Consider the following 20,956-nt stretch of genomic DNA (forward strand, 5'->3'; position numbering starts at 1 on the left):
GGCACTACTGCCACTATGATTGATGGGGCTTTCTTCCAGGACGAAGTCGAAGAGCGCAAGATCATGGCGGTGCCGATGGTATTCCAGGACAACCAGCATATCGGTCAGGGTCGTATGACGCTGGAAGAAATCATTGCCAAGCTGGATAGCAATGCAGCCGCGAAAGATGCGGAAAAGCTGAATGCCAAAGATGCCTTTGATGTCCTGGTGATCGGTGGTGGTCCTGCAGGGAATACTTCAGCCATCTATGCAGCACGTAAAGGCATTAAAACCGGGATCGTGGCTGAACGCATGGGCGGTCAGGTCATGGATACCATGGACATTGAAAACTTTACGTCTGTACAGAAAACTCAAGGTCCGAAGTTTGCAGCGGAAATGGAAGCCCACGTGCGTGAATACGGGGTCGACATCATGAACCTGCAACGCGTGTCTAACATCAAAGGTGCGGATGAAACGGCCAACGGTCTGGTTGAAGTGACCTTGGAAAACGGGGCAAAACTTGAATCAAAAACCGTGATTCTGTCGACCGGTGCACGCTGGAGAGAGATGAATGTTCCAGGTGAGCAGGAATACAAAACCCGTGGTGTAGCCTACTGCCCGCACTGTGATGGTCCACTGTTCAAAGGCAAACGTGTTGCTGTGATTGGTGGCGGTAACTCAGGTGTTGAAGCCGCGATTGACCTGGCAGGGATTGTAGAACATGTCACGCTGGTGGAATTTGATACTAAGTTGCGTGCGGATCAGGTGCTGCAAGACAAACTCAACAGTTTGCCAAACACTACGGTGATCAAGAATGCCCTCTCGACTGAAGTACTGGGCGATGGCTCACAGGTGACCGGCCTGAAATATAAAGACCGTGCCACCGATGAAGAGCATGTGGTTGAGCTGGCGGGGATCTTCGTGCAAATCGGTTTGTTGCCAAATACGGACTTCCTGAAAGAAACCCCAGTTGAGCTGACCAACCGTGGCGAGATTGTGATTAATGACCGCAACGAAACCAATGTGAAAGGCGTATTTGCTGCAGGTGACTGTACCACTGTACCCTACAAGCAGATCATCATCGCGACCGGTGAAGGTGCCAAGGCGTCATTGTCTGCTTTTGATTACATTATCCGTTCTGGGCAGTAAGTTTTAGACTAGCTCAAATAAAGCCCGTTTGATGCGGGCTTTATTTTTAATTGATTTTGTCATTATCTTTTTAGATTCAACTATATTTTCAAATAATGAATCATTTAATCATTTTCTTGATATGATCTTAGTCATGTAATTAATTTTTATCCTATATAGATACTATGTAATTGTCAGCAATCTCGTCTTGCCAGCCCAGAAAAGCTCTCCTATGATAGAGCAACAAATCATCTTTCATGATCGAAGAATAAAAAGGATAACATCCTGGGAGAAGAAAAATGCAGTATCAATATCATTGTGCCTGCTGTGAAAAAGTAGTCGACTCTACAGAAAAATCATGCTCAAACTGCGGCTCACATCATATTCGCAGCCCTTTTGGTTTCTGGATTTTATGTCTAATCGCCTGTCTCGTTACAGCTATCGTATTTAAAGTGGTGCACTTGTATGTACAGTCCCAACAAGAAGTACCGGCACAACACTCGCTATTGGATGTTTTAAAAGAAGAAGATAAAAGACTTCGCTAAATTTATTCATCTGACAGTAAAGACCTGTTGGTTCAAACAGGTCTTTTTATTAATCTTGAATAATTCAAATAGCGATGCGGAAAATAGCCTCATGAAATCCAGATTTGATTTACAATAGCTGTGGATTTGAATGAGAGATGTGCCATGGTTCAGTTAATTAAAAAAGGTGGATTACGCGAACGTGCTAACCGTAGCCGCAGCTATCAAGGCTCTGAAAATACTGAAACCACCTTAAAGCCTAATCGTTATCAAACGGCGGTTAAAACACCAGACAATTTAGCCTCTCCTTCCCCGACCTCACCAATATCTCCAGCATTAAATGAAGATATACCCCTTAATTCATCAGAATAAGTGCGTCATACCATAACCACAATGCAAATAGCAGAAATAGTCCGCCTGACATCATATCAATGTAACTCCCCGAACGCTGGTACAAGATTTTAATTTTTGGTTGGGAAATCAACAGCATCAATAAAGCAAAGGTGATAAAGGTCTGCAAAGGAATAATCACTGCCAGCTGTGCTTTCAAATAATCGGAAGCAGACGAACTCAAGGCCAGTGAAAATACGCTACTAAAATAGATCAGTGTTTTGGGATTAGAAAGATTGGTCCATAAGCCCAACATAAAATAGTTTTTAGCTTGCACCTGTCCATTTGTATCGTCGTCGGCCTGATGTCTATTTTTAAAGCTATGCACACCACCCTTTAACATGCCCCATCCCATTTTAGCCAGGAACACACCACCGAGCACCATCAATACCTGTTGAATCCATGGAAACTGGTCAATTAACACGGTAAAACCCGCAAGTGTCAGTACTACCCAAACTACAATACCGGCAGAGATCCCAGCAATAACTTTCAGGGCATTCTGGCGTGTAGTGGATGCGGCACTTTTGGCAATGAGCAAAACATCGGGACCGGGACTGAGTTGAGCAACAAAATGCAGGAGACAGATCGTAAAAAGCAGAGACATTAAAATTAAGGTAAATTTATAAAAATATATTATAACGTTTGTTCAAAGACATTAGAAAGTTCCAATAAAAAAACCGAATCATCAGATTCGGCTTAAATAGAGCTTTTTTTTAAATAAAACATTTATTTTGGATTGATATCTTTCATTTCAATTTTTTTCGCCTCAGGTCTCACTTCACGTGCTTCACCATCAATAATGGTGGAATCACCGCGACCTGATTGCTGATTTTGCATATCCTGCATTTGACGCATCATCTCGGCAAATGGATTTTGGCCTTGTGCCCCACCCATATCGCCCATCATGCCACCCATCATTTTTTCCATCATGAGTTGTTGACGTTTTATCATCGCTTTCATCATGGCAGCCTTAAAGACCTGCTGAACCGCTGGAATGAGCATTAATACGGCTAATACATCGGTAATCAATCCAGGAATAAGCAGAAAGAAACCTGCCAGAATTTTAGGTAAATTTCCTGTTAGTGCAGGATCTGCACTCATCTGTCCCATCTGCATTTGCTGCATCTGTGGCATGACACCGGCCGAGTATTTACGGATCAGATTCATACCAATAAAAAATGCGGCTACAAACCAGAAAAATACGTACCACATGCTCCCGACGAGGTCACCCACGCCAATCCAGACAAATACTTCTAGGATTAAGCCTGCAAGGATAATAAGAAATAATTTCATGAAAATTAATCTAATCTCAGTAAAATAAATAATAGGATGCTGGAATCAACTGCTTCATCAGGATCAAGCTTTTTTGATACGCTTATGTAACAATATGGGCATTATTCTATTTTTAAAGTGCGGGCATGTCATTAATTATTGGGATTGACCCCGGTTCTCGTTTAACCGGTTACGGAATTATCGAAAAAGACGGCTCCAAACTGACTTTTGTTGATGCCGGCACCATCAGAACAGAAACAACAGAAATGCCTGAACGTTTAAAACGTATCTTTGCCGGCGTGGAGCGCATTGTAAAATTTTATGGTCCCACTGAAGCTGCGGTAGAACAGGTCTTTATGGCACAAAATCCGGATTCTGCCTTAAAACTCGGTCAGGCCCGTGGTGCTGCTGTTGCGGCACTGGTCAATCTGGATTTGAAAGTCGCTGAATATACTGCGCGCCAGATCAAGCAGTCGGTAGTGGGTTATGGCGCTGCGGATAAAGAACAGGTGCAGATGATGGTGATGAATATTCTAAAACTCAGCATCAAACCGCAGCAGGATGCCGCCGATGCTTTAGCTGCTGCTATTTGTCATGCCCACGCCTCAGGAAGTATGAGTAAAATGGCGGTATTGAATGCGTTGGGCGGTATGGCACGCGGCCGGAGTCGCGTCAGTAGCCGTCGTCGATAAGGTTTAACGCAATATTATAAAGTCTTGAACATCTAGCTCAGATTCCAGATACTCTTGCATAACAGATTTTACAGTTGCACGAGCAGGCCCTTGCCAACTTCGTGCAATCATTTCGCTAAGTTGTGAATCTGTTCCAACAATAACCGCCTCCACCTCACCTGTGCTCAAGTTCTTCACATATCCTTTCAGTCCAAGTGCTTGAGCCTGCTCGGCAAACCAGTAACGGTATCCGACTCCTTGGACTTGGCCTGAAATATTCAGTTTGATGACTGGCACACTATTCTCCTTAGCGATTCACCACCTGATAAATCGCATGCTTCATATCCTGCGCCTGCAAACCTCGTTCGCCATTTTTGGCCAGTTCATCACCTGCAAGTGCATGCAGCGTCACAATTTCATGCAAATGAATTTTTTGTTTAAATTGTGCCTTTAGACTAGCAATCATGCCGGCCAGCACATCTCCCATTCCACCCGTCCCCATACCGGCATTTCCAGCTGTGCATATATAAAGTTTTTCTTCCAGAATCAGGCTGCCTGAACCTTTTAGCACCCATTGTCCCTGATATTTTTGTTGCAGGGCATGAATGGCTGCAATCCGATCCATTTCAACTTCCGCAGTGCTACACGCCAGTAACGTAGCGGCTTCCCCAGGATGCGGAGTCGCATAAGTCTGGGAATTCAAAACTTGAGGCTGCTTGGCCAGAAACCATAAGGCATCCGCATCCAAAACTACCTCCAGATCAGATTGCTGAGTCAGCTCAAACCAAACTGTATATTGTTGCTCTGACCAAGAATCACGACCTAATCCCATGCCAAAACAGACTGCATCGACCTGCTGAATTAGTGCTTGGCGTTGCTCCTGAGTTAAAAGATTGATATCACGCAGCATGATATTCGGTGCACGTGACAAAATCGCAGTATGGTGTTTTGCATCACAGACGATCGTCACTTTACCTGCTCCGGCAGCAAATGCTGCCTCTGCTGCCATGATCACTGCCCCCCCCATATCGGCATGACCACCTACAACCAAGACATGACCATAACTGCCTTTATGACCAAAGGCTTCACGCTTCGGCAATTGAATCTGATGTGATGAAAGACAAGCAATTGGTTGAAGCTCAGTATCTGTCGGGATAGCAGAAATCAGTTCGATCTTGCCCGCATATTCTTTGCCTTGTCCGGTAAACAGTCCTGCCTTAAGCCCTAAACCCGTGAAAGTGTAGTCAGCTTTAATCGCAACAGGCAAAGGCTGGCCGGTATTGGCATCCAATCCACTCGGAATATCAATTGAGATTTTTAATCCAGTTTGCTGATTGATCGTTTGAATAACATTTTGCCAGTCAAAGTCCAGCTGACGGTTCAGACCAATTCCGAATAATGCATCGATATAGACCTCACATTCAGATTGAAAATCAAAATGCGAATAAGGCTGCAAGCCAGCTTGCTGAGCTTCCTGCACAGCCGATGCTAAATCTTTGGAATTACCCAACTCAACTGCATAAATATCAACACTGAAGCCCGCCTGTTTGAGATATTTGGCCACAAGATAGCCATCGCCGGCATTATTACCCTGACCACAGCAGACAGCGATTTTTTTTATTTTTTGCTGGGAAAATAAAGTGATCAGCCGCTGACTAATCCCCCAGGCGACTTGTTGCATTAAACCGTAGGAACTATTTTGCTGTTGAAACCAGCGCTGCTCCCATGCTTGTAGATCACGGCTATGGTAAACTTGTTGCTGCATTTCTTATTCCCTGTCTTTGGTTTATGGCAACTCCCGATTCTCAAGCGCAAATTAAAGTTTATCAACAAGATCCAGCCGAGCTAAAAGCATGGATTAAAGCGCAGGCTTTAGAATTGGGTTTTTCTGATTGTGTCATTGCCAAACCAGATGCTCAAGCAGAATTAGCACGCTTACAGGAATATCTGGATCGTGGTTATCATGGTGACATGAAGTTTCTGGAAGAGAATCTGGAAAAACGTGCCAATCCCGCCTTACTGGTTCCCGGCACACGTAGCATTATCTGTGTGCGTATGGATTATCTGGTCGACGCACCAGAACCACGTTATATCCCTTATGCACCCAACTCTGCCATTATTGCGCGTTATGCTCGTGGCCGGGATTATCATAAAACCATGCGCGGTCGCCTGAAAACCTTGGCGACAAAAATCCGGGGAAAAATCGGAGATTTTGAATCACGTCCTTTTGCGGATTCTGCACCCATTTTTGAAAAATCGCTGGCTGAAAGTGCCGGCATGGGCTGGACAGGTAAACACACCCTGCTGATTCATAAAACATCAGGCTCATTCTTTGTGCTGGGTGAACTGTTTACTTCACTGGAACTGCCCTTTGATGAACCCGCGACCAAACATTGTGGATCCTGTACTGCGTGTATCGACATCTGTCCGACTCAAGCCATTGTCGAGCCTTATATGTTAGATGCTCGCCGCTGTATCGCCTATCTGACCATCGAATATAAAGGCATTATTCCAGAAGATTTGCGACGCGGAATTGGTAACCGGGTTTTTGGTTGTGACGATTGCCAGCTGATATGTCCATGGAACAGTTTTGCCCAAGTGACCTCGATAGAGGATTTTCATCCGCGGCATGGACTGGATCAAGTGAGTTTACTGGATTTATGGCAATGGGATGAAGCCACCTTTTTAAGTGCGACTGAAGGCAGTCCGATACGTCGTACGGGTTATCAAAGCTTTATGCGCAATATCGCCATTGGTTTGGGCAATGCACCCTTTGATGGGCAGATTATTCCGGCCCTTCAGCAACAGCGTGATCAGCATGATGAAATTGTGCAGGTACATATCGATTGGGCGATTCAAGAACAACTGGCAAAATCCAGCTAATTTTCTATCACTATTAAAATATATTTCAACTTTACCTAGATTCACAGTTTCACTTAAAAGCCTTACACACCCTCGTTTCAGACTATGGCATAAATAAAAATAGTCAGAAATGAAGTGGAGGAAAGATGATGTCATCAAAAAATCCAAATCAAGAACTGTTGGAGCAGCTTCAACATGACCAGCAGAAGCAACAACAGCAGCAGCCGCAACATGGCCCGATTAATTCCCCAAAAAACAATCAGCATGAACAGGATGAACGAGTGCTGAACAAGCAGCATCGTGACGATCTGCAAAATCAGAATATTCATGGTGGTCATCGTGAATAAAAATTTGCAGGATTGAATATAATGACAAAGTCCACCCCGTGTGGGCTTTGTTATTTATATAAGGTCATATTTTGCTAGTGAAGCAAAAGCTTATTTTTATTAAGATGAACTGAATGATAAATAAGCATAGACAGGGAAAGAGATGAACAGTAGTGATGCGGTACGTAATGATTGGTCACGTGAAGAAATACAAGCTCTATATCAACAGCCTTTAATGGATTTAGTGTTCCAAGCGCAACAGGTTCATCGTGAACATTTCACTGCGAATACCGTTCAGGTCAGTACCCTGCTCTCGATTAAAACAGGTAAATGCCCTGAAGACTGTAAATACTGCTCACAATCAGCGCATTATGATTCCAAACTGGAAGCTGAAAAACGCATTGCGGTCGATAAAGTGATTCAGGAAGCCAAACAGGCGCTGGCATCAGGCAGTTCACGTTTCTGTATGGGGGCTGCATGGCGCAACCCACATGAACGCGATATGCCTTATGTGCTGGAAATGGTGCGTGAAGTCAAAGCACTCGGTCTGGAAACCTGCATGACACTGGGGATGCTAAATGGATCACAGGCTGAACGCTTGAAAGATGCGGGACTGGATTATTACAACCATAATCTGGATACTTCTCGTGAATACTATTCACATATCATCAGCACGCGTAGCTTTGATGATCGTCTGGATACTCTGGATCATGTACGTCAGGCTGGCATGAAAGTCTGTAGTGGCGGTATTGTGGGTCTGGGCGAAAGCCGTGATGACCGGATTGGTTTGTTATATGAACTTGCAACTCTGGCAATTCATCCTGAATCCGTGCCGATTAATATGTTGGTACCGATTGAAGGTACACCGATGGCAGATGTAGAAAAACTGGATGTGATTGAGTGGATTCGTACCATTGCCGTAGCACGGTTGCTGATGCCAAAAAGTTATATTCGCCTTTCTGCCGGCCGTGAATCCTTAAGCGATTCGGATCAAGCGCTAGCATTTATGGCCGGTGCCAATTCTATTTTCTCTGGCGAAAAACTGCTGACGACTCCCAATACAGCTCAGGGTCGTGATCAGCAACTCTTTGCAAAATTAGGTTTAGTTGCAGAACAGCCAAAACCAAGTGTTCGCAGCTTGGCTACAGATGCAATGGCAAGCTAATCACTATTTAATTTGATGAACTCACAGAAAAGTTATGTGCAGTAATTAAAATACCATAACGGGCATTCAGATAATCTCCGACTCGGATTTGATCTACCCCATTGGCATGATGCACCATCAGCACTTGCGTGACTGCATCATAGCTAAAGGATTCATAACTATCTTGATGCAGGCTGAGCCAGTGCAGGGTATCTGCCAGGCTACTGTCGACGATATAGCTATCTGCATGAAAATCTTTACTCATATGCCTGTTCATCGTGTTGAAATTTCCCTTTAATTTTAACGGAAATTAGCCCATAACAAGCATAAAAAAAGTGAGCCATTGCTCACTTTTCTTGCAAAAACTTTAGTCCTGATTCGTACCGCACTTACGACACTCCCTGTGTTCCCCGATCTCTTGCATTTGCTCATACTCATAAATATGCAAACAAAACAATTTTCTTAAAAGCTGAAGCATCATTGAAACTCCTGTTTAATCATTTTTTTAATACGCTTCTTAAGATATTCCGTCCTGAAACATCATGATTTTTGACTAAAAAATCATCTCATATTAATTAGCATAATTTTTTCAGTTGTAAAATGCATTTCATCTACTTTTCACTTTTTTTGCAGATATTCTTTGAACTACATCACAATTATTTCATAAATATGAACTTTTTTTTTGATTAAAGAGGATGTTTATGGAATTTAGATAACAAAAGTAATATCTGAGGGAGATGCTTTTTTATTAAGCTGGTAACGAAGAATCTTTATTGAAAGGCAAACTAGAAAAGTTCATTATCAGTGGAGGCAACCCATTTTAAGTCCTTCGAGATAAGAACGACGATCAATTAAGTGAATTGCTTACTTCAGATTTCATAATATCCAAAAACAAAAAACCCCTTACGATTAATGCACGTAAGGGGTTGTTTTATATGGTGGGCCCAGACAGACTTGAACTGTCGACCAACGGATTATGAGTCCGCTGCTCTAACCAACTGAGCTATAGGCCCTATATGCTGAAAACTTTATTTATCAATAAGTTCAGGCGTCATGAATACTAGCTAAGATTTTTTGGAAAGACAAGTGCTTTTATAACTGCTTGAACATTTAGGCAGCAATCATGGGCGACTTGTCTTAGTCAAAATTCAGTTACTTAAGACTTCAGTATAGGAGGCATATAGAAAAATGAGATACATGCTGCATCATTTAAGATAAATGAGCCTGTATCTTGAATTTAATCCGGTCTACTAAGCGTAAAACTGATAGATTTAAGGTCTTAGTATATCTATAAGGTATCAAAATTCTTTATTGCTCAGGCAGCAATGTTAAAGGAATAGCCTAGAACTAAAGAAATAGAATGACTAGAATTCAGACTTCATTTCTTCGCCTTTATGTAAATCCTGCTTAATTTCGATCAAAGACCATACAATTATAAGCGCAAAAATCAATAAGGAGACTACGAAGGCTGTCATGTATGTCATACTTTTCAATCTCAGAGTAGAAAGAATAAGAAAATAGAAAAGACCTGTATCAGTCTTCTTCTTCGACAAAAGTCGAATAACTAAAGTGTGCTCTGGATAGTCATTTTTTCATCATTTTAAGACTTTTTTTGTATCTACTAATATTTTTAAGATATTAATATTATTTTATTTATATATATTAACTCTTAATCTTGCAGCTTAAAAAGATGAATAAATCATAGATTTTTACATTATTCGCTGATTTTATTGGAAAGCCTATTGACTGTATGGGCGAACAAGATGAAATTATGCAGTTCTCTACATACAGCTTTTACTTCTCCGTACTTATGCTAAATAAATTCCTTGGCGAATCTGCATTTAAACTTGCAGGTTGGCAATATCATGTCGAACCCGATGTGCTTGAAGATAAACAGGTCATTATTGGGTTTGAACATACCTCAATGATGGATGCGGTACTGTCAATTGCCCTGTTCCAGATTTATGACCTCAAGGTTCATACCTTGATTAAAAAAGAATTATTTAAAGGACCGTTTAAACCGCTATTGAACGCTGTGGGTGGTATTCCGGTTGACCGCAAGGCCAGTAAAGATATCGTGACCCAGATGGTGGAACATTTTCAGAACAATGAAAAGTTCAATCTGGTGATTGCTCCCGAAGCAACACGGGCTAAACAAGGTGAAGCACGCAAACCAATCCGTACCGGTTTCTGGCATATTGCCAAGGCTGCCAATGTACCAATCGTGTTGTTATACGCCAATTCCAGAACCAAGCAAGGTGGCATTCTTGGCAAGATCTATCCGACAGACCTTGCGCATGACCTGGCTTTGATCAAGCAACTATATAAAGACAAGGTTGGCCTGGATATCGTTATTCCAGAATAAGCTTTTTAAAAATAAAAGCACGGACATAATCAGCGATTCTGCTGTTTATGTCCAAGTCATCTGTCCATATAAATGTATAAATAGAATTATAAATCCCCCTATCCTCTTTCTATTTTTCCTCGATATTGCACTTTTTTTGTTTTTATCCTGAAATCTCAAATCCAGGCACTTTTTTTTAAAAAAACGCTTATGGTAGAATTTCGGCATTCTGATAGGCATACAGCCAATCTACAAGGAGCATAGTTCGCATGGCGGGTCATTCCAAGTGGGCCAATATTAAGCATCGCAAAGCAAAACAAGATGCGAGTCGTGGTAAAGTTTTTACCAAATACATTCGTGAATTAACCACTGCTGCAAAGCTTGGTGGTCCAGATACTGCAAGCAACCCTCGTCTACGTGCTGTGGTTGAAAAAGCATTATCAGTGAATATGACACGTGACGTGATCAACCGTGCAATTCAACGTGGTGCTGGTGGCGAAGATAACGACGACCTGAAAGAAGTGACCTACGAAGGTTATGGTGTAGGTGGTGTTGCGGTTATTGTTGAAACCATGACTGACAACTTGAACCGTACTGTGCCTGACGTACGTCATTGCTTCTCTAAAACTGATGGTAACTTAGGCACCAATGGCTCGGTGGCATTCCTGTTCACGAAACGTGGTGAGATCACTTTTGAAGATGTGTCTTTGGAAGATCAAATCATGGAAGTGGCATTAGAAGCAGGTGCTGAAGACATCGAAGTCACTGAAGATGATATCTTGGTCATTACCACACCTGAAGCCTTCGGTGAAGTTCAAGATGCTTTAACTGCTGCAGGTTTAAAATCTGACAATGCTGAAGTAGTGATGAGTCCTTCAACCAAAGCAGAAATCACAGACATCGATCAAGCGAAAAAAATCATGAAAATGATTGATATGCTTGAAGATCTGGATGATGTACAAAACGTTTATACCAACGTTGAATTCTCAGACGCAGTTTTAGCAGAACTTGATGCTTAAATATGTCTGATTCAAAAAACGCACCTTAGGGTGCGTTTTTTTATGGCTGTCCACCAACCTAGCTTTGATTAAACTTTATTGAGTAATCCGCTACAGTTAAAGACATTATATTCTTTAATGACAAAGCTGGAATGCAGTGCCACCACATGCTCAATTTTTCCAATCCGCTTAAGCAGGATTTCACTATAATTTTCCATATCCCTTGCCACCACTTCGACAATAAAGTCCGCAGACTGACCGGTGACCAAAAAGGCATTAATCACTTCGGGAATACTTTCCAGTTCTTCCAGAAATTTGGCAAAAGTATCGCTATCATGTTTGCTTAAGGATACCTGTAACAGCACATGCAGGCTGAAACCTAATTTCTGGTAATTGATTTCACGTTTTAAGCCACTGATAATATTATGATCGATTAAGTGTTTGATCCTGCGATGCACCGAACTGACAGATAAATTCACCCGCTCGGACAGTTCATTCAGATTGACATCTTCATGGGTCAATATTTCTAGAATATGTTTATCGAAACGATCCAGTTCCATTTTTATACTCTTATATCAATAATCAATAGATGCAGAAAATTTTGCGCCATCTCTGTTATACAATATTTATTTATTTTTCACAAAATTTTCATATTCTGAAATTTTTTTCCAAATGGGATTTCATTTTATAAATACGGTTTTCAGGAGGGTTTAAATGACCGTTAATCGCATTAATTAAAAATATGACCAATGGTATTTTTAATTAAATCTTTATTTTTAAATTATTTAAATTGGGTAAACACGACAACAGATAGGCTATTCCTCTCAGCCCCTACACGACTTAACCGTCTATCTTTTACAAGTGTATAGAAATAGATTAAAACAAAGGCGCTTTAAAAACAAAAATAGCGCATTTCAAAAATATTACACAAGGAACGGTCATGGCTTCTAAACTTTTAAGCTTGATAAAAACAAAAGTGAGTCCTGTTTTAACCGTCGAAACCCAAACGAAGAGCTTATTGGGCGGCTTATTCGGTGGAACGACATCAGGCACCCTCACCAATCTTATTGGCAATCTCACCGGATCCAATACTCAACCTTCAGTCAGGTCATTATTAAATAATCTCCTTTCTGGAAGCAGCCTGAGTACGACAAATCTCAGCAATTTATTAACTCAGTTTTCTGGTTCGAATGCCTCAAATTTAAATATTCAAAGCCTGATCAGTAGCTTAACTCAATCCAATGGCGGTAGCTTTAATATTACCCAGGTCACCAACTTATTAAAGAGCTTAATGGGGAGCAATAGCAGCAGCCTGGATCTTGGGGCTATTTCTAAACTGGTGGGCGGCTTATTGGGCGGCAGTACAGGCAATATTGATATTGGTAAAATTTCTCAACTGGTCGGTGGCCTGATCGGCGGTTCTGGCGGTTTAGGTGATATAGATATTGGAGCAATTGCAGGTCTGGTGGGTGGCTTAATCGGTGGCAATGGCGAGATTGATATTGCGCAAATCGCTCAACTGGTTAGTGGCCTGATCGGCGGTTCTGGCGGATTGGGCGGTGTAGATATTGGTGCCATCGCAGGTCTGGTCGGCAACCTGATTGGCGGTAATGGTGAAATTGATATCGTACAAATTGCTCAACTCGTTGGTGGCCTGATCGGTGGTTCTGGCGGATTAGGTGGCGTAGACATTGGTGCCATCGCAGGCCTGGTCAGCAACCTAATTGGCGGCAATGGTGAGATTGATATTGCACAAATTGCTCAGCTCGTTGGTGGCCTGATCGGTGGGTGGTTTAATCGGTGGCAATGCAGGCAGTGATTTTGATCTTGGTGCTATTACCAATTTAATTAGCGGCTTTGTAGGCGGAAATGCAACGGGTGGTTTTGATGTCGGTGGCTTCACTGACTTACTGAGCGGTCTGATTGCGAATGGTTCAAATGGCATAGACTTGGGTGGGTTATTAGGCAATCTCAATCTCGGTAGCGATCTGGATCTGGGTGGTATGATCGAAAGTATTTCCTCTGCTTCAAACGGCTTTGACCTAGGCAGTATTGCCGAAGGTGTTGGTCAGCTGGTTGGTAGTGGCTCTTCGATTGAATTGCCTGACCTCGGTGATCTTGTCCAAGGTGTGGGTACGACTGATTCCAATATTGATCTGTCTGCTCTCCTGCCGGGCATTAAAGATACAATTCAGAATATCGGCAGTGGCGGTTCTTCATCCGGATTTGATTTTGGTTCACTCCTCAATAATTTTACTAAAAATATTGATATCGACCAGACTAATCCTTGGGGTTAATCATAATCTCATTAAAAAATGCGCTTCATGCGCGTTTTTTTAATTCTTGGATTGGCATTTAAACTTATACACCACGCCAGTCTACCCGTGCATTGCGTTCGGTTCGGTAAATACGGCAAATATATTCACCCAGTGGTAGCTCATTCAAATACTGCTGATAGTCGCGATATTCTTCGGACAAGGTTTCAAAATTTTCTTTTTCCCACGGCGTACCTGGAATCGCCAGAAGCGGTGCCAACATGGAACAGACTGCAATATCCGCCAGACCTAAACGATTTCCGACAAAATAATGCCCACCTTGGCTGACCAGCATCTGATTGAGCTGCTGTACAGCAACATCGATGTGTTGTTTAGATTCCGCCACGGTTTCCTCATTCAATGCATACCCCTTGGCCACCATCGCTTTCAATAAAGGTTTAGAAAATTTTTCAAACTGGCGCAGATAGCCCTGCTCACCAATTAAAATATCCAGAGATTCATGATCAGAAGTCAGTGCTTGAGAGAGCATCCAGCGACGGACATGACGACCCAATTCCAAAGTAATTTCATTAATTTCTAAAGCTTTATTTCGAAAATATCCTTCCGCGTGCAGTAAACGATGTTCTGGATAAGTATCATCCAGATACAGAGCAATCTGGGTGGAATCTGCGATCCATCGATCCTGATCACGCAAAATAGGCAGACGATTCTGACCTGTTTTCAGGCGGGCAAAAGCGCGGTGTACCCCGGGTATCAGATTGTGAGCAACATAATACAACTCTTTATGGTCCAGCATCCAACGTGCTTTTTCGCAAAAGTGAGATAAAGGAAACTGGTATAAAGTTCGCATGTATGCTCCATGTTTATCGTTATTGGATCAGGGCGTGTAGGCCGCCGTTTTATTCAGATACTTTAGTCACTCACTTTTAGAAAAACAATGTGATTTTTATTCAAAAGTAAAATACTGGCTGATTATTCCTCTATGGTTGGTGGACTCACGATACATCCAGGAAAGCTCAGCGAATCATTTTAGGTCGCCAGAAGCATTTGATTGCAATAAACCGCAAGCGCATGACCTGACTTTAGCTGCGCTTTCATGTAAAATCGGGGGCAATTTTTATATAACGCTTTTGTGAGTTATTTCATGGGTTTTAATTGTGGTATTGTCGGCTTGCCGAACGTTGGTAAATCTACACTTTTCAATGCCTTAACCAAAGCTGCTATTGCTGCAGAAAACTTCCCTTTCTGTACGATCGAACCAAACACCGGGATTGTACCTGTTCCTGATCCACGTTTAGACAAATTGACTGCAATTGTTAAACCACAACGTGTTATTCCGACTTCTATGGAATTTGTAGACATCGCAGGTCTGGTAGCGGGTGCTTCTAAGGGTGAAGGCTTGGGTAACCAGTTCTTGGCCAACATTCGTGAAACTGATGCAATTGCTCACGTTGTGCGTTGTTTTGAAGATGAAAACGTCATTCATGTGAATGGTCGTATTGATCCATTAGATGACATCGCTACGATTAATACCGAACTTGCGCTTGCAGACTTGGATGCTGTAGCCAAAGCGATTACGCGTTTGACTAAATCTGCTAAAGGTGGTGACAAAGAAGCGCTAGCTACTAAAGCAGTTCTGGAAAAAATCCAGCCTTTACTTGATGAAGGTAAACCGGCTCGCGCAGCGGACCTAGATGATGACGAACGCAAGCTGGTACGTGGCTTTGGTTTAATGACGCTTAAACCAACGATGTATATTGCCAACGTTGCTGAAGACGGTTTTGAAAACAACCCGCATTTAGATGCAGTCAGAAAATTAGCCGCTGAAGAAAATGCGATTGTAGTTCCACTTTGCAACCAGATTGAAGCTGAAATTTCATTGCTTGAAGATGAAGATCGTGCTGAATTCCTTGAAGCAATGGGCATGGAAGAACCTGGCTTAAACGTTGTAATTCGTGCGGGTTATTCACTGCTTGGCCTACAAACTTACTTCACCGCAGGTGTACAAGAAGTTCGTGCCTGGACCGTAAAAGTTGGCGCAACTGCACCACAGGCAGCAGGCGTGATTCATACCGACTTTGAAAAAGGCTTTATCCGTGCAGAATGTATCGCTTATGATGATTTCGTGCAGTACAACGGCGAAGCCGGTGCGAAAGAAGCAGGCAAATGGCGCCTAGAAGGTAAAACTTATATCGTTCAGGATGGCGATGTTTTACACTTCCGTTTTAACGTCTAAGTATTTGCTGTTTAAAAAAAGCTCCTTCTTGGGGCTTTTTTATTGCTTATAAAAGAGGATTCATACGTATAACAGGCTTTCAGGAACCGCATAAGATCAACATATATTAATAATGATAACTATTCTCATATAAAAATATTAAATTAGAGCGTATCTTAAATCTAATGAAAAATAACCTAACTCCATTCTTCTTAAGGAATCCTGCCAATGAGCTACACCTTGCCTGCACTGCCTTATGCTTATGATGCGCTAGAGCCTCATATCGATAGCAAGACTATGGAAATTCATCATAGCAAGCATCATCAAACCTATATCAATAATATCAATGCAGGAATAGCAGGCACAGAATGGGAAGATTTATCAGTCGAAGCCTTAATTAGCAAATTCAATGAAGTACCCAAGCAACTCAGACAGAACGTGATCAACAATGCCGGTGGACATGCCAATCACTCCCTGTTCTGGACAGTGATGAGTCCAGACGGCGGTGGTCATCCTGAAGGTGAAATTGCCAAGGCGATCGAACATGAATTAGGAGGATTCGAGGCATTTAAAGAAGCGTTTACCCAAGCAGCGCTTAGCCGTTTTGGTAGTGGGTGGGCCTGGTTAAGTATGGCGCCAGATCAAACGCTTATTGTGGAAAGCAGTGCCAATCAGGATTCTCCGCTGATGCATGGCAATATTCCCCTTTTAGGTCTGGATGTCTGGGAACATGCTTATTATTTACAATATCAAAACCGTCGTCCGGAATACATCTCGGCTTTTTTCAATGTTGTGAACTGGAAAGAAGTAAATCGTCGTTATTTGGAAGCATTAAACACGCTTTAAATCTTTGAGGAGATCGACCATGTCTACACGTACAATGATTCAACGCATGATTGGCAGCACACTCCTGATCTGCGGTGTAATGGTACTTTTATTAGAACATATGTGGATGCCCTATTTTTAAAGCTTATTTTGCTAAAAAAGCCAGTCATTCAGACTGGCTTTTTATAAGTACATTTAAATGGGCAAAGGTTTATTGCATATTGGCAATTGCAGTACCTTTTTGCTTAGGATCGGTATTTCCGAGTGCAGGATGGGCAATGGCATTCTGACATTGCAGTTTATCCCGCTCATAATCCGCCTGTTTTTGTTGCAGGCTGTTGCCATTTTCCATGGTCGTCCGCGCCCAGATTTCCAGACTGGTCAAAGCTTTACGACACAGAGCATATTTGCCTTCGGTCACCGAATCGGTCATTTTGACATTAATACGCCAGTCTGTACTCAATTTACGTGCTGGTTGACGTACCTGTGTTTCCAGCTGATCCACTTCTTTATTATAGACCAGTGGATCCACTTCATTGATCAGTTGCCATGCGGCATTGGCATAAGTCGTCGCATCATTAGTCAATTTAGGTGCCGGTTTAATTTCTGGCTTATCAGTCGATTGACTGTCATTCCCACACGCTTGTAACAATATTGCCGTGCTTATTAAAGCAGCAGTCAGCATCGCACGTGTCTTGAACATCCACATATCAGGCTCGCCAATTTAAACATTTCGGCACTATGCTATTAAATTCACGTAGAATACACAATCTTCATTTGACCCATCGTTCAACTCTCCTTCAAGGTGTGTCGTGTCTGAACCGAATCAACTCGCTACGCAACCTGCTGGCTTCTGGCAAGGTGCAAAAGATAGCCAAGCGATTATCTTCACTTATTTACCAGTGTCGTTTGCTTTTGGTGTTTCAGCCACTCAGTTTGGCTTTACCGCCTGGGAAGCACTGTTCCTGTCCTGCTCGATGTATGCAGGTGCCAGCCAGTTCCTGGTGGTTGCTCTCTTAGGTAGTGGAACATCTATCTGGATGACGGCATTAACCGTGATTGCCTTAGACATTCGTCATCTGCTTTATGGCCCTGCGTTACAAAATCTGATTCAAGACCGGCTGAATTTAAAGAAAACGGCAATCTGGTCTTGGGGTTTGACCGATGAAGTTTTTGCCTCCGGCATGATCAAGCTCTCGCAACGGCGACAGGAATGGTCAGAATCCTGGATGCTCGGTTTAAGCCTGTTTAGCTGGATATCCTGGGCACTCGGATCTTTCCTCGGTGGCTTATTTGCCGATCAGGTCAGTAACTTGCCACAGTTCTTGCAGGCAGCACTGGATTTCTTGTTACCTGCGCTGTTCCTGAGTTTCTTGTTGGCAGCTTTTGAGAAAAAACATACTTTTGTTGTAGCTGTCACGATTCTGGTTTCTGCTGTGGCCTGTTATTTTATCGACCTGTCCGCCGCGATCTTTATCGGTATCAGTTCCGGTATTTTTGCCGGCCTATTCAAACACTATATTTTGAAGCAGCCAGATCCTGAGCACACAGGAGATCAAACATGAATCTAGAGATTATTCTGGTCGGGATTTTAGTCGGAATCGCCAATTTTGCCTCACGCTTTGGTCCTTTTTTTGTCATTCAGAAATTTCAGCAAGGTTCGCAAAAACGCGGAGCGTTGTGGCTAAAAATTGCCTTGGGTTCAATTGGCATTGCTGCGATCAGCTCCATGCTGGTGGTTGCTACCCTGCCACCTTTATTAGAAACACCGAATAAAAGTTTTGCGATGCTGGTTGGCTTTATTGTGCTTACGGTTTTGTATTTTAAGTTTAAACGTATCGTGATGGCGACTCTGACCGCAGCGCTCACCTATGGCCTGGTTTACACCTATGTTCCAGTACCCTTTTAAGCTTTAACTCGTTGATCAATCGAAACAAAGACTTATGCTAAACTCATAGTATAGGTCTTTTTTATATAACAATAAAAACAAGGAAGGATGCGCATGTTTGAGGTCAAACAGGTGATTGAAGGCAAAATCTTTATTCATCATCGGCGCGATGAAATGTTAACCGTATTCCATCGACATGAAGTGCCGGCACAATATTTTGAATGTTTTATCAATGCTCAAAATTTTACCGGACATTTTGTCGAAATACATGCTCAACCAGCAGATCAAGTTCGGGTGGTTTATATTAAAAAGAATAGCACCCATCAAATTATTGCTATGCTTAATCAGAGCCAATACGTGCTGCATCTTCATCCTTTGACATTGATTTTGGGTAAATGGAGCTTCAGACATCGTGTCCTGCCGAATACTCTAAAAATTTTTGCTGGTTTATTTGCGCTCCTTTTTATTCTTTTTTCAGCTACCACCGCCTTTTCAGCAGATCAGTTCCAGCTCACCACCATCTTGCGAGACTGCATTCAATTCACAGTTTTTGGGCTACTGTTATTTTTGCTGTGCTTTGTACTGCCTTTTGTATTGCCCTATGCGTATTTCCTGCATGTTCGTACATTACGTCTGTTAAAGATGCTAAATATCAATACTGAACAAGTTGCACAAATAGAAAAGCTCAAGTCTCGAAGCGGGATTTATCTTCTGCAAACGCAGTCTGACAGCGATGTGAAAATGACAGCGCCTCCTTATTAAAATCTAGAAAAACTTTATAAATAAAACTGTTGGTCAATATCACAATTTTGTATGAATCTTGGCTTAACTGTCGGCTCAGTTCTGCTATGCTAAAAGTCCATAAAATCAAGCATGGATGATCCACATGAGCGTGACTATTGGTACTCCCCTTCAATCTTCTGCCTATAAAGTTCTATTATTGGGTTCTGGTGAACTGGGCAAGGAAGTGGTGATTTCACTACAACGCCTTGGAGTCGAAGTTCATGCTGCTGACCGTTATGATCATGCCCCTGCCATGCAGGTTGCGCATTATTCCTATACCTTGAATATGGCAGATGCTGTAGAACTCAAACAACTCATCAATCAAATCCAGCCACATTTAATTGTTCCTGAAATTGAAGCGATTGCGACCGAAGTTCTGCTTGAAATAGAAGCCCAGAACATTGCTACAGTCATTCCTTCTGCTAAAGCCGTCAATCTGACCATGAACCGTGAAGGTATTCGTCGTCTGGCTGCGGAAGAACTCGGTCTGCCAACTTCAGCTTACCGTTTTGCCGACAGTTTAGAATCCTTCCGCGCGGCCTGTGACGATGTCGGCTATCCAAACTTTGTGAAACCGGTGATGTCATCTTCAGGCAAAGGTCAGTCTCGTGTTACCCGTTTTGATGAAGTCGATGCTGCCTGGGAATATGCGCAAACCGGTGGCCGGGTCAATCAGGGTACTGTGATTGTAGAATCACAAATTGACTTTGATTTTGAAATTACCTTATTGACTGTTCGTGCAAAAAATCCAGAAACCGGCGAAATCGAAACGTCTTATTGCGACCCGATCGGACATCGTCAGGACTCAGGTGATTATGTGGAAAGCTGGCAGCCTCAACCGATGACTCCAGCCGCGCTGGAAGAATCCAAGCGCATTGCCAACAAGGTCACTACAGCACTTGGTGGCTGCGGAATCTTTGGAGTGGAACTCTTTGTAAAAGGCGACAAAGTATGGTTTAGTGAGGTTTCCCCACGTCCACACGATACTGGACTGGTGACTTTAGCCTCCCAATTTCAAAGTGAATTTGAGCTGCATGCACGTGCTATTTTAGGCTTGCCGGTGAATACTGCACGACATAGTGTGGCTGCCAGTGCGGTAATTTATGCTGGAGTAGATGGCCGTAATCTTTCATTTTCTGGCCTGAATCTTGCTTTAGCAGACGGCAATACCGATTTGCGCCTGTTTGGCAAACCAGAAGGTTTTAAACGTCGTCGTATGGGCGTTGCCACGGCACGTGCAGAAACTATTGAACAGGCACGTGAACTGGCCCTACAGGTCGCTAACCAAGTTAGCGTCAACCAAAACTAAGCTGAAATACCAACGGACGACT

At 42.7% G+C, this 20,956-nt stretch carries 23 protein-coding genes, 1 tRNA gene and 1 pseudogene; 16 read left to right on the forward strand and 9 right to left on the reverse strand.

Features of this window, described 5'->3' with window-relative positions:
- From ahpF to AC13CK_RS04120, 3 genes are all read left to right on the forward strand, one after another.
- On the forward strand, positions 1–1,128 hold a 1,128-nt coding region (ahpF, locus tag AC13CK_RS04110), incomplete at its 5' end, for an alkyl hydroperoxide reductase subunit F (protein WP_482830981.1).
- 278 nt (positions 1,129–1,406) lie between these two features.
- Positions 1,407–1,652 carry a hypothetical protein gene (locus AC13CK_RS04115; RefSeq protein ID WP_425879921.1) on the forward strand — a complete coding sequence of 82 codons (246 nt, stop codon included), beginning with the start codon at positions 1,407–1,409 and terminating at the stop codon, positions 1,650–1,652.
- Between the two features lie 144 nt (positions 1,653–1,796).
- Positions 1,797–2,003 carry a hypothetical protein gene (locus tag AC13CK_RS04120; RefSeq protein WP_425879920.1) on the forward strand — a complete coding sequence of 69 codons (207 nt, stop codon included), beginning with the start codon at positions 1,797–1,799 and terminating at the stop codon, positions 2,001–2,003.
- Here the strand turns inward: AC13CK_RS04120 and AC13CK_RS04125 are convergent.
- Together AC13CK_RS04125 and AC13CK_RS04130 are read right to left on the reverse strand one after the other, a co-directional pair.
- Entirely contained in the window at positions 1,987–2,625 is a 639-nt protein-coding gene (locus tag AC13CK_RS04125; protein WP_044108580.1) for a LysE family transporter, read from the reverse strand. The genes AC13CK_RS04120 and AC13CK_RS04125 overlap by 17 nt on opposite strands.
- A 122-nt stretch (positions 2,626–2,747) precedes the next feature.
- Positions 2,748–3,314, reverse strand: coding sequence for an FxsA family protein (locus tag AC13CK_RS04130; protein WP_253147543.1), 567 nt, complete (start codon positions 3,312–3,314; stop codon positions 2,748–2,750).
- 125 nt (positions 3,315–3,439) lie between these two features.
- Between AC13CK_RS04130 and ruvC the strand changes: the two genes are divergently transcribed.
- Positions 3,440–3,985, forward strand: coding sequence for a crossover junction endodeoxyribonuclease RuvC (ruvC, locus tag AC13CK_RS04135; protein ID WP_004278925.1), 546 nt, complete (start codon positions 3,440–3,442; stop codon positions 3,983–3,985).
- 3 nt (positions 3,986–3,988) lie between these two features.
- Here the strand turns inward: ruvC and AC13CK_RS04140 are convergent, their stop codons facing one another.
- Both AC13CK_RS04140 and AC13CK_RS04145 read right to left on the reverse strand, forming a co-directional pair.
- Complete coding sequence (locus tag AC13CK_RS04140; RefSeq protein WP_253147544.1) at positions 3,989–4,261, reverse strand: acylphosphatase; 273 nt, start codon at positions 4,259–4,261, stop codon at positions 3,989–3,991.
- Positions 4,262–4,271: 10 nt separating this feature from the next.
- Positions 4,272–5,729 carry an NAD(P)H-hydrate dehydratase gene (locus AC13CK_RS04145; protein ID WP_425879919.1) on the reverse strand — a complete coding sequence of 486 codons (1,458 nt, stop codon included), beginning with the start codon at positions 5,727–5,729 and terminating at the stop codon, positions 4,272–4,274.
- Positions 5,730–5,752: 23 nt separating this feature from the next.
- On the opposite strand from AC13CK_RS04145, the gene queG reads away from it, so the two are divergent.
- The 3 genes from queG to bioB all read left to right on the forward strand — a co-directional run bounded on the left by queG (position 5,753) and on the right by bioB (position 8,317).
- Positions 5,753–6,847: a tRNA epoxyqueuosine(34) reductase QueG gene (gene queG, locus AC13CK_RS04150; RefSeq protein WP_425879918.1), complete on the forward strand. Its 1,095-nt coding sequence runs from the start codon at positions 5,753–5,755 to the stop codon at positions 6,845–6,847.
- 125 nt (positions 6,848–6,972) lie between these two features.
- Positions 6,973–7,173, forward strand: a complete 201-nt coding sequence (locus tag AC13CK_RS04155) for a hypothetical protein (RefSeq protein WP_085064553.1) — start codon at positions 6,973–6,975, stop codon at positions 7,171–7,173.
- 142 nt (positions 7,174–7,315) lie between these two features.
- Positions 7,316–8,317, forward strand: coding sequence for a biotin synthase BioB (gene bioB, locus AC13CK_RS04160; RefSeq protein ID WP_422195919.1), 1,002 nt, complete (start codon positions 7,316–7,318; stop codon positions 8,315–8,317).
- 7 nt (positions 8,318–8,324) lie between these two features.
- On the opposite strand, the gene AC13CK_RS04165 is transcribed toward bioB, so the two are convergent.
- Both AC13CK_RS04165 and AC13CK_RS04170 read right to left on the reverse strand, forming a co-directional pair.
- Complete coding sequence (locus AC13CK_RS04165) at positions 8,325–8,561, reverse strand: hypothetical protein (RefSeq protein WP_085064551.1); 237 nt, start codon at positions 8,559–8,561, stop codon at positions 8,325–8,327.
- A gap of 671 nt (positions 8,562–9,232) precedes the next feature.
- A tRNA-Ile gene (locus AC13CK_RS04170) sits at positions 9,233–9,309 on the reverse strand.
- Between the two features lie 797 nt (positions 9,310–10,106).
- Here AC13CK_RS04170 and AC13CK_RS04175 point away from each other — a divergent pair.
- Positions 10,107–10,661 carry a 1-acyl-sn-glycerol-3-phosphate acyltransferase gene (locus AC13CK_RS04175; RefSeq protein ID WP_026056524.1) on the forward strand — a complete coding sequence of 185 codons (555 nt, stop codon included), beginning with the start codon at positions 10,107–10,109 and terminating at the stop codon, positions 10,659–10,661.
- A 248-nt stretch (positions 10,662–10,909) separates the two neighbouring features.
- Entirely contained in the window at positions 10,910–11,659 is a 750-nt protein-coding gene (locus AC13CK_RS04180; protein ID WP_004645516.1) for a YebC/PmpR family DNA-binding transcriptional regulator, read from the forward strand.
- A 68-nt stretch (positions 11,660–11,727) separates the two neighbouring features.
- Here the strand turns inward: AC13CK_RS04180 and AC13CK_RS04185 are convergent, their stop codons facing one another.
- The gene (locus AC13CK_RS04185) at positions 11,728–12,198 is read right to left on the reverse strand and encodes an Lrp/AsnC family transcriptional regulator (protein ID WP_004645518.1); all 471 of its coding nucleotides are present in this window, start codon (positions 12,196–12,198) and stop codon (positions 11,728–11,730) included.
- A 380-nt stretch (positions 12,199–12,578) separates the two neighbouring features.
- Here AC13CK_RS04185 and AC13CK_RS04190 point away from each other — a divergent pair.
- Positions 12,579–13,935: pseudogene (locus AC13CK_RS04190) on the forward strand (hypothetical protein).
- 64 nt (positions 13,936–13,999) lie between these two features.
- Here AC13CK_RS04190 and AC13CK_RS04195 read toward each other — a convergent pair.
- On the reverse strand, positions 14,000–14,764 hold the full coding sequence (locus AC13CK_RS04195; protein ID WP_004645522.1) for a glutathione S-transferase family protein: 765 nt from the start codon (positions 14,762–14,764) through the stop codon (positions 14,000–14,002).
- Positions 14,765–15,058: 294 nt separating this feature from the next.
- Between AC13CK_RS04195 and ychF the strand changes: the two genes are divergently transcribed.
- Entirely contained in the window at positions 15,059–16,150 is a 1,092-nt protein-coding gene (gene ychF / locus AC13CK_RS04200; RefSeq protein WP_004645523.1) for a redox-regulated ATPase YchF, read from the forward strand.
- Positions 16,151–16,357: 207 nt separating this feature from the next.
- Positions 16,358–16,975, forward strand: coding sequence for a superoxide dismutase (locus AC13CK_RS04205; RefSeq protein ID WP_425879897.1), 618 nt, complete (start codon positions 16,358–16,360; stop codon positions 16,973–16,975).
- A gap of 190 nt (positions 16,976–17,165) precedes the next feature.
- On the opposite strand, the gene AC13CK_RS04210 is transcribed toward AC13CK_RS04205, so the two are convergent.
- Entirely contained in the window at positions 17,166–17,663 is a 498-nt protein-coding gene (locus AC13CK_RS04210) for a hypothetical protein (RefSeq protein ID WP_005106524.1), read from the reverse strand.
- A gap of 103 nt (positions 17,664–17,766) precedes the next feature.
- Here AC13CK_RS04210 and AC13CK_RS04215 point away from each other — a divergent pair, with 103 nt between their 5' ends.
- The 4 genes from AC13CK_RS04215 to purT all read left to right on the forward strand — a co-directional run bounded on the left by AC13CK_RS04215 (position 17,767) and on the right by purT (position 20,934).
- The gene (locus tag AC13CK_RS04215) at positions 17,767–18,519 is read left to right on the forward strand and encodes an AzlC family ABC transporter permease (RefSeq protein WP_425879896.1); all 753 of its coding nucleotides are present in this window, start codon (positions 17,767–17,769) and stop codon (positions 18,517–18,519) included.
- On the forward strand, positions 18,516–18,863 hold the full coding sequence (ygaH, locus tag AC13CK_RS04220; protein WP_004278941.1) for an L-valine transporter subunit YgaH: 348 nt from the start codon (positions 18,516–18,518) through the stop codon (positions 18,861–18,863). The genes AC13CK_RS04215 and ygaH overlap by 4 nt, the downstream gene beginning before the upstream one ends.
- Positions 18,864–18,956: 93 nt before the next feature.
- Complete coding sequence (locus AC13CK_RS04225) at positions 18,957–19,604, forward strand: hypothetical protein (RefSeq protein ID WP_425879895.1); 648 nt, start codon at positions 18,957–18,959, stop codon at positions 19,602–19,604.
- A 115-nt stretch (positions 19,605–19,719) separates the two neighbouring features.
- A complete protein-coding gene (purT, locus tag AC13CK_RS04230) occupies positions 19,720–20,934 on the forward strand; it encodes a formate-dependent phosphoribosylglycinamide formyltransferase (RefSeq protein ID WP_171057027.1) in 1,215 nt (404 codons plus the stop codon).
- The last annotated feature ends 22 nt before the right edge of the window (positions 20,935–20,956 follow it).

Source organism: Acinetobacter sp. L-24 (genome assembly GCF_056857555.1).

What these genes read in the sequence shown, in the direction of transcription:
- AC13CK_RS04115 (WP_425879921.1), top strand. Translation starts at nt 1,407, where the DNA reads ATGCAGTATCAATATCATTGTGCCTGCTGTGAAAAAGTAGTCGACTCT.
- AC13CK_RS04120 (WP_425879920.1), top strand. Translation starts at nt 1,797, where the DNA reads ATGGTTCAGTTAATTAAAAAAGGTGGATTACGCGAACGTGCTAACCGT.
- AC13CK_RS04125 (WP_044108580.1), bottom strand. Translation starts at nt 2,625, where the DNA reads ATGTCTCTGCTTTTTACGATCTGTCTCCTGCATTTTGTTGCTCAACTC.
- AC13CK_RS04130 (WP_253147543.1), bottom strand. Translation starts at nt 3,314, where the DNA reads ATGAAATTATTTCTTATTATCCTTGCAGGCTTAATCCTAGAAGTATTT.
- ruvC (WP_004278925.1), top strand. Translation starts at nt 3,440, where the DNA reads ATGTCATTAATTATTGGGATTGACCCCGGTTCTCGTTTAACCGGTTAC.
- AC13CK_RS04145 (WP_425879919.1), bottom strand. Translation starts at nt 5,729, where the DNA reads ATGCAGCAACAAGTTTACCATAGCCGTGATCTACAAGCATGGGAGCAG.
- queG (WP_425879918.1), top strand. Translation starts at nt 5,753, where the DNA reads ATGGCAACTCCCGATTCTCAAGCGCAAATTAAAGTTTATCAACAAGAT.
- AC13CK_RS04155 (WP_085064553.1), top strand. Translation starts at nt 6,973, where the DNA reads ATGATGTCATCAAAAAATCCAAATCAAGAACTGTTGGAGCAGCTTCAA.
- bioB (WP_422195919.1), top strand. Translation starts at nt 7,316, where the DNA reads ATGAACAGTAGTGATGCGGTACGTAATGATTGGTCACGTGAAGAAATA.
- AC13CK_RS04165 (WP_085064551.1), bottom strand. Translation starts at nt 8,561, where the DNA reads ATGAGTAAAGATTTTCATGCAGATAGCTATATCGTCGACAGTAGCCTG.
- AC13CK_RS04175 (WP_026056524.1), top strand. Translation starts at nt 10,107, where the DNA reads ATGCTAAATAAATTCCTTGGCGAATCTGCATTTAAACTTGCAGGTTGG.
- AC13CK_RS04180 (WP_004645516.1), top strand. Translation starts at nt 10,910, where the DNA reads ATGGCGGGTCATTCCAAGTGGGCCAATATTAAGCATCGCAAAGCAAAA.
- AC13CK_RS04185 (WP_004645518.1), bottom strand. Translation starts at nt 12,198, where the DNA reads ATGGAACTGGATCGTTTCGATAAACATATTCTAGAAATATTGACCCAT.
- AC13CK_RS04195 (WP_004645522.1), bottom strand. Translation starts at nt 14,764, where the DNA reads ATGCGAACTTTATACCAGTTTCCTTTATCTCACTTTTGCGAAAAAGCA.
- ychF (WP_004645523.1), top strand. Translation starts at nt 15,059, where the DNA reads ATGGGTTTTAATTGTGGTATTGTCGGCTTGCCGAACGTTGGTAAATCT.
- AC13CK_RS04205 (WP_425879897.1), top strand. Translation starts at nt 16,358, where the DNA reads ATGAGCTACACCTTGCCTGCACTGCCTTATGCTTATGATGCGCTAGAG.
- AC13CK_RS04210 (WP_005106524.1), bottom strand. Translation starts at nt 17,663, where the DNA reads ATGTGGATGTTCAAGACACGTGCGATGCTGACTGCTGCTTTAATAAGC.
- ygaH (WP_004278941.1), top strand. Translation starts at nt 18,516, where the DNA reads ATGAATCTAGAGATTATTCTGGTCGGGATTTTAGTCGGAATCGCCAAT.
- AC13CK_RS04225 (WP_425879895.1), top strand. Translation starts at nt 18,957, where the DNA reads ATGTTTGAGGTCAAACAGGTGATTGAAGGCAAAATCTTTATTCATCAT.
- purT (WP_171057027.1), top strand. Translation starts at nt 19,720, where the DNA reads ATGATCCACATGAGCGTGACTATTGGTACTCCCCTTCAATCTTCTGCC.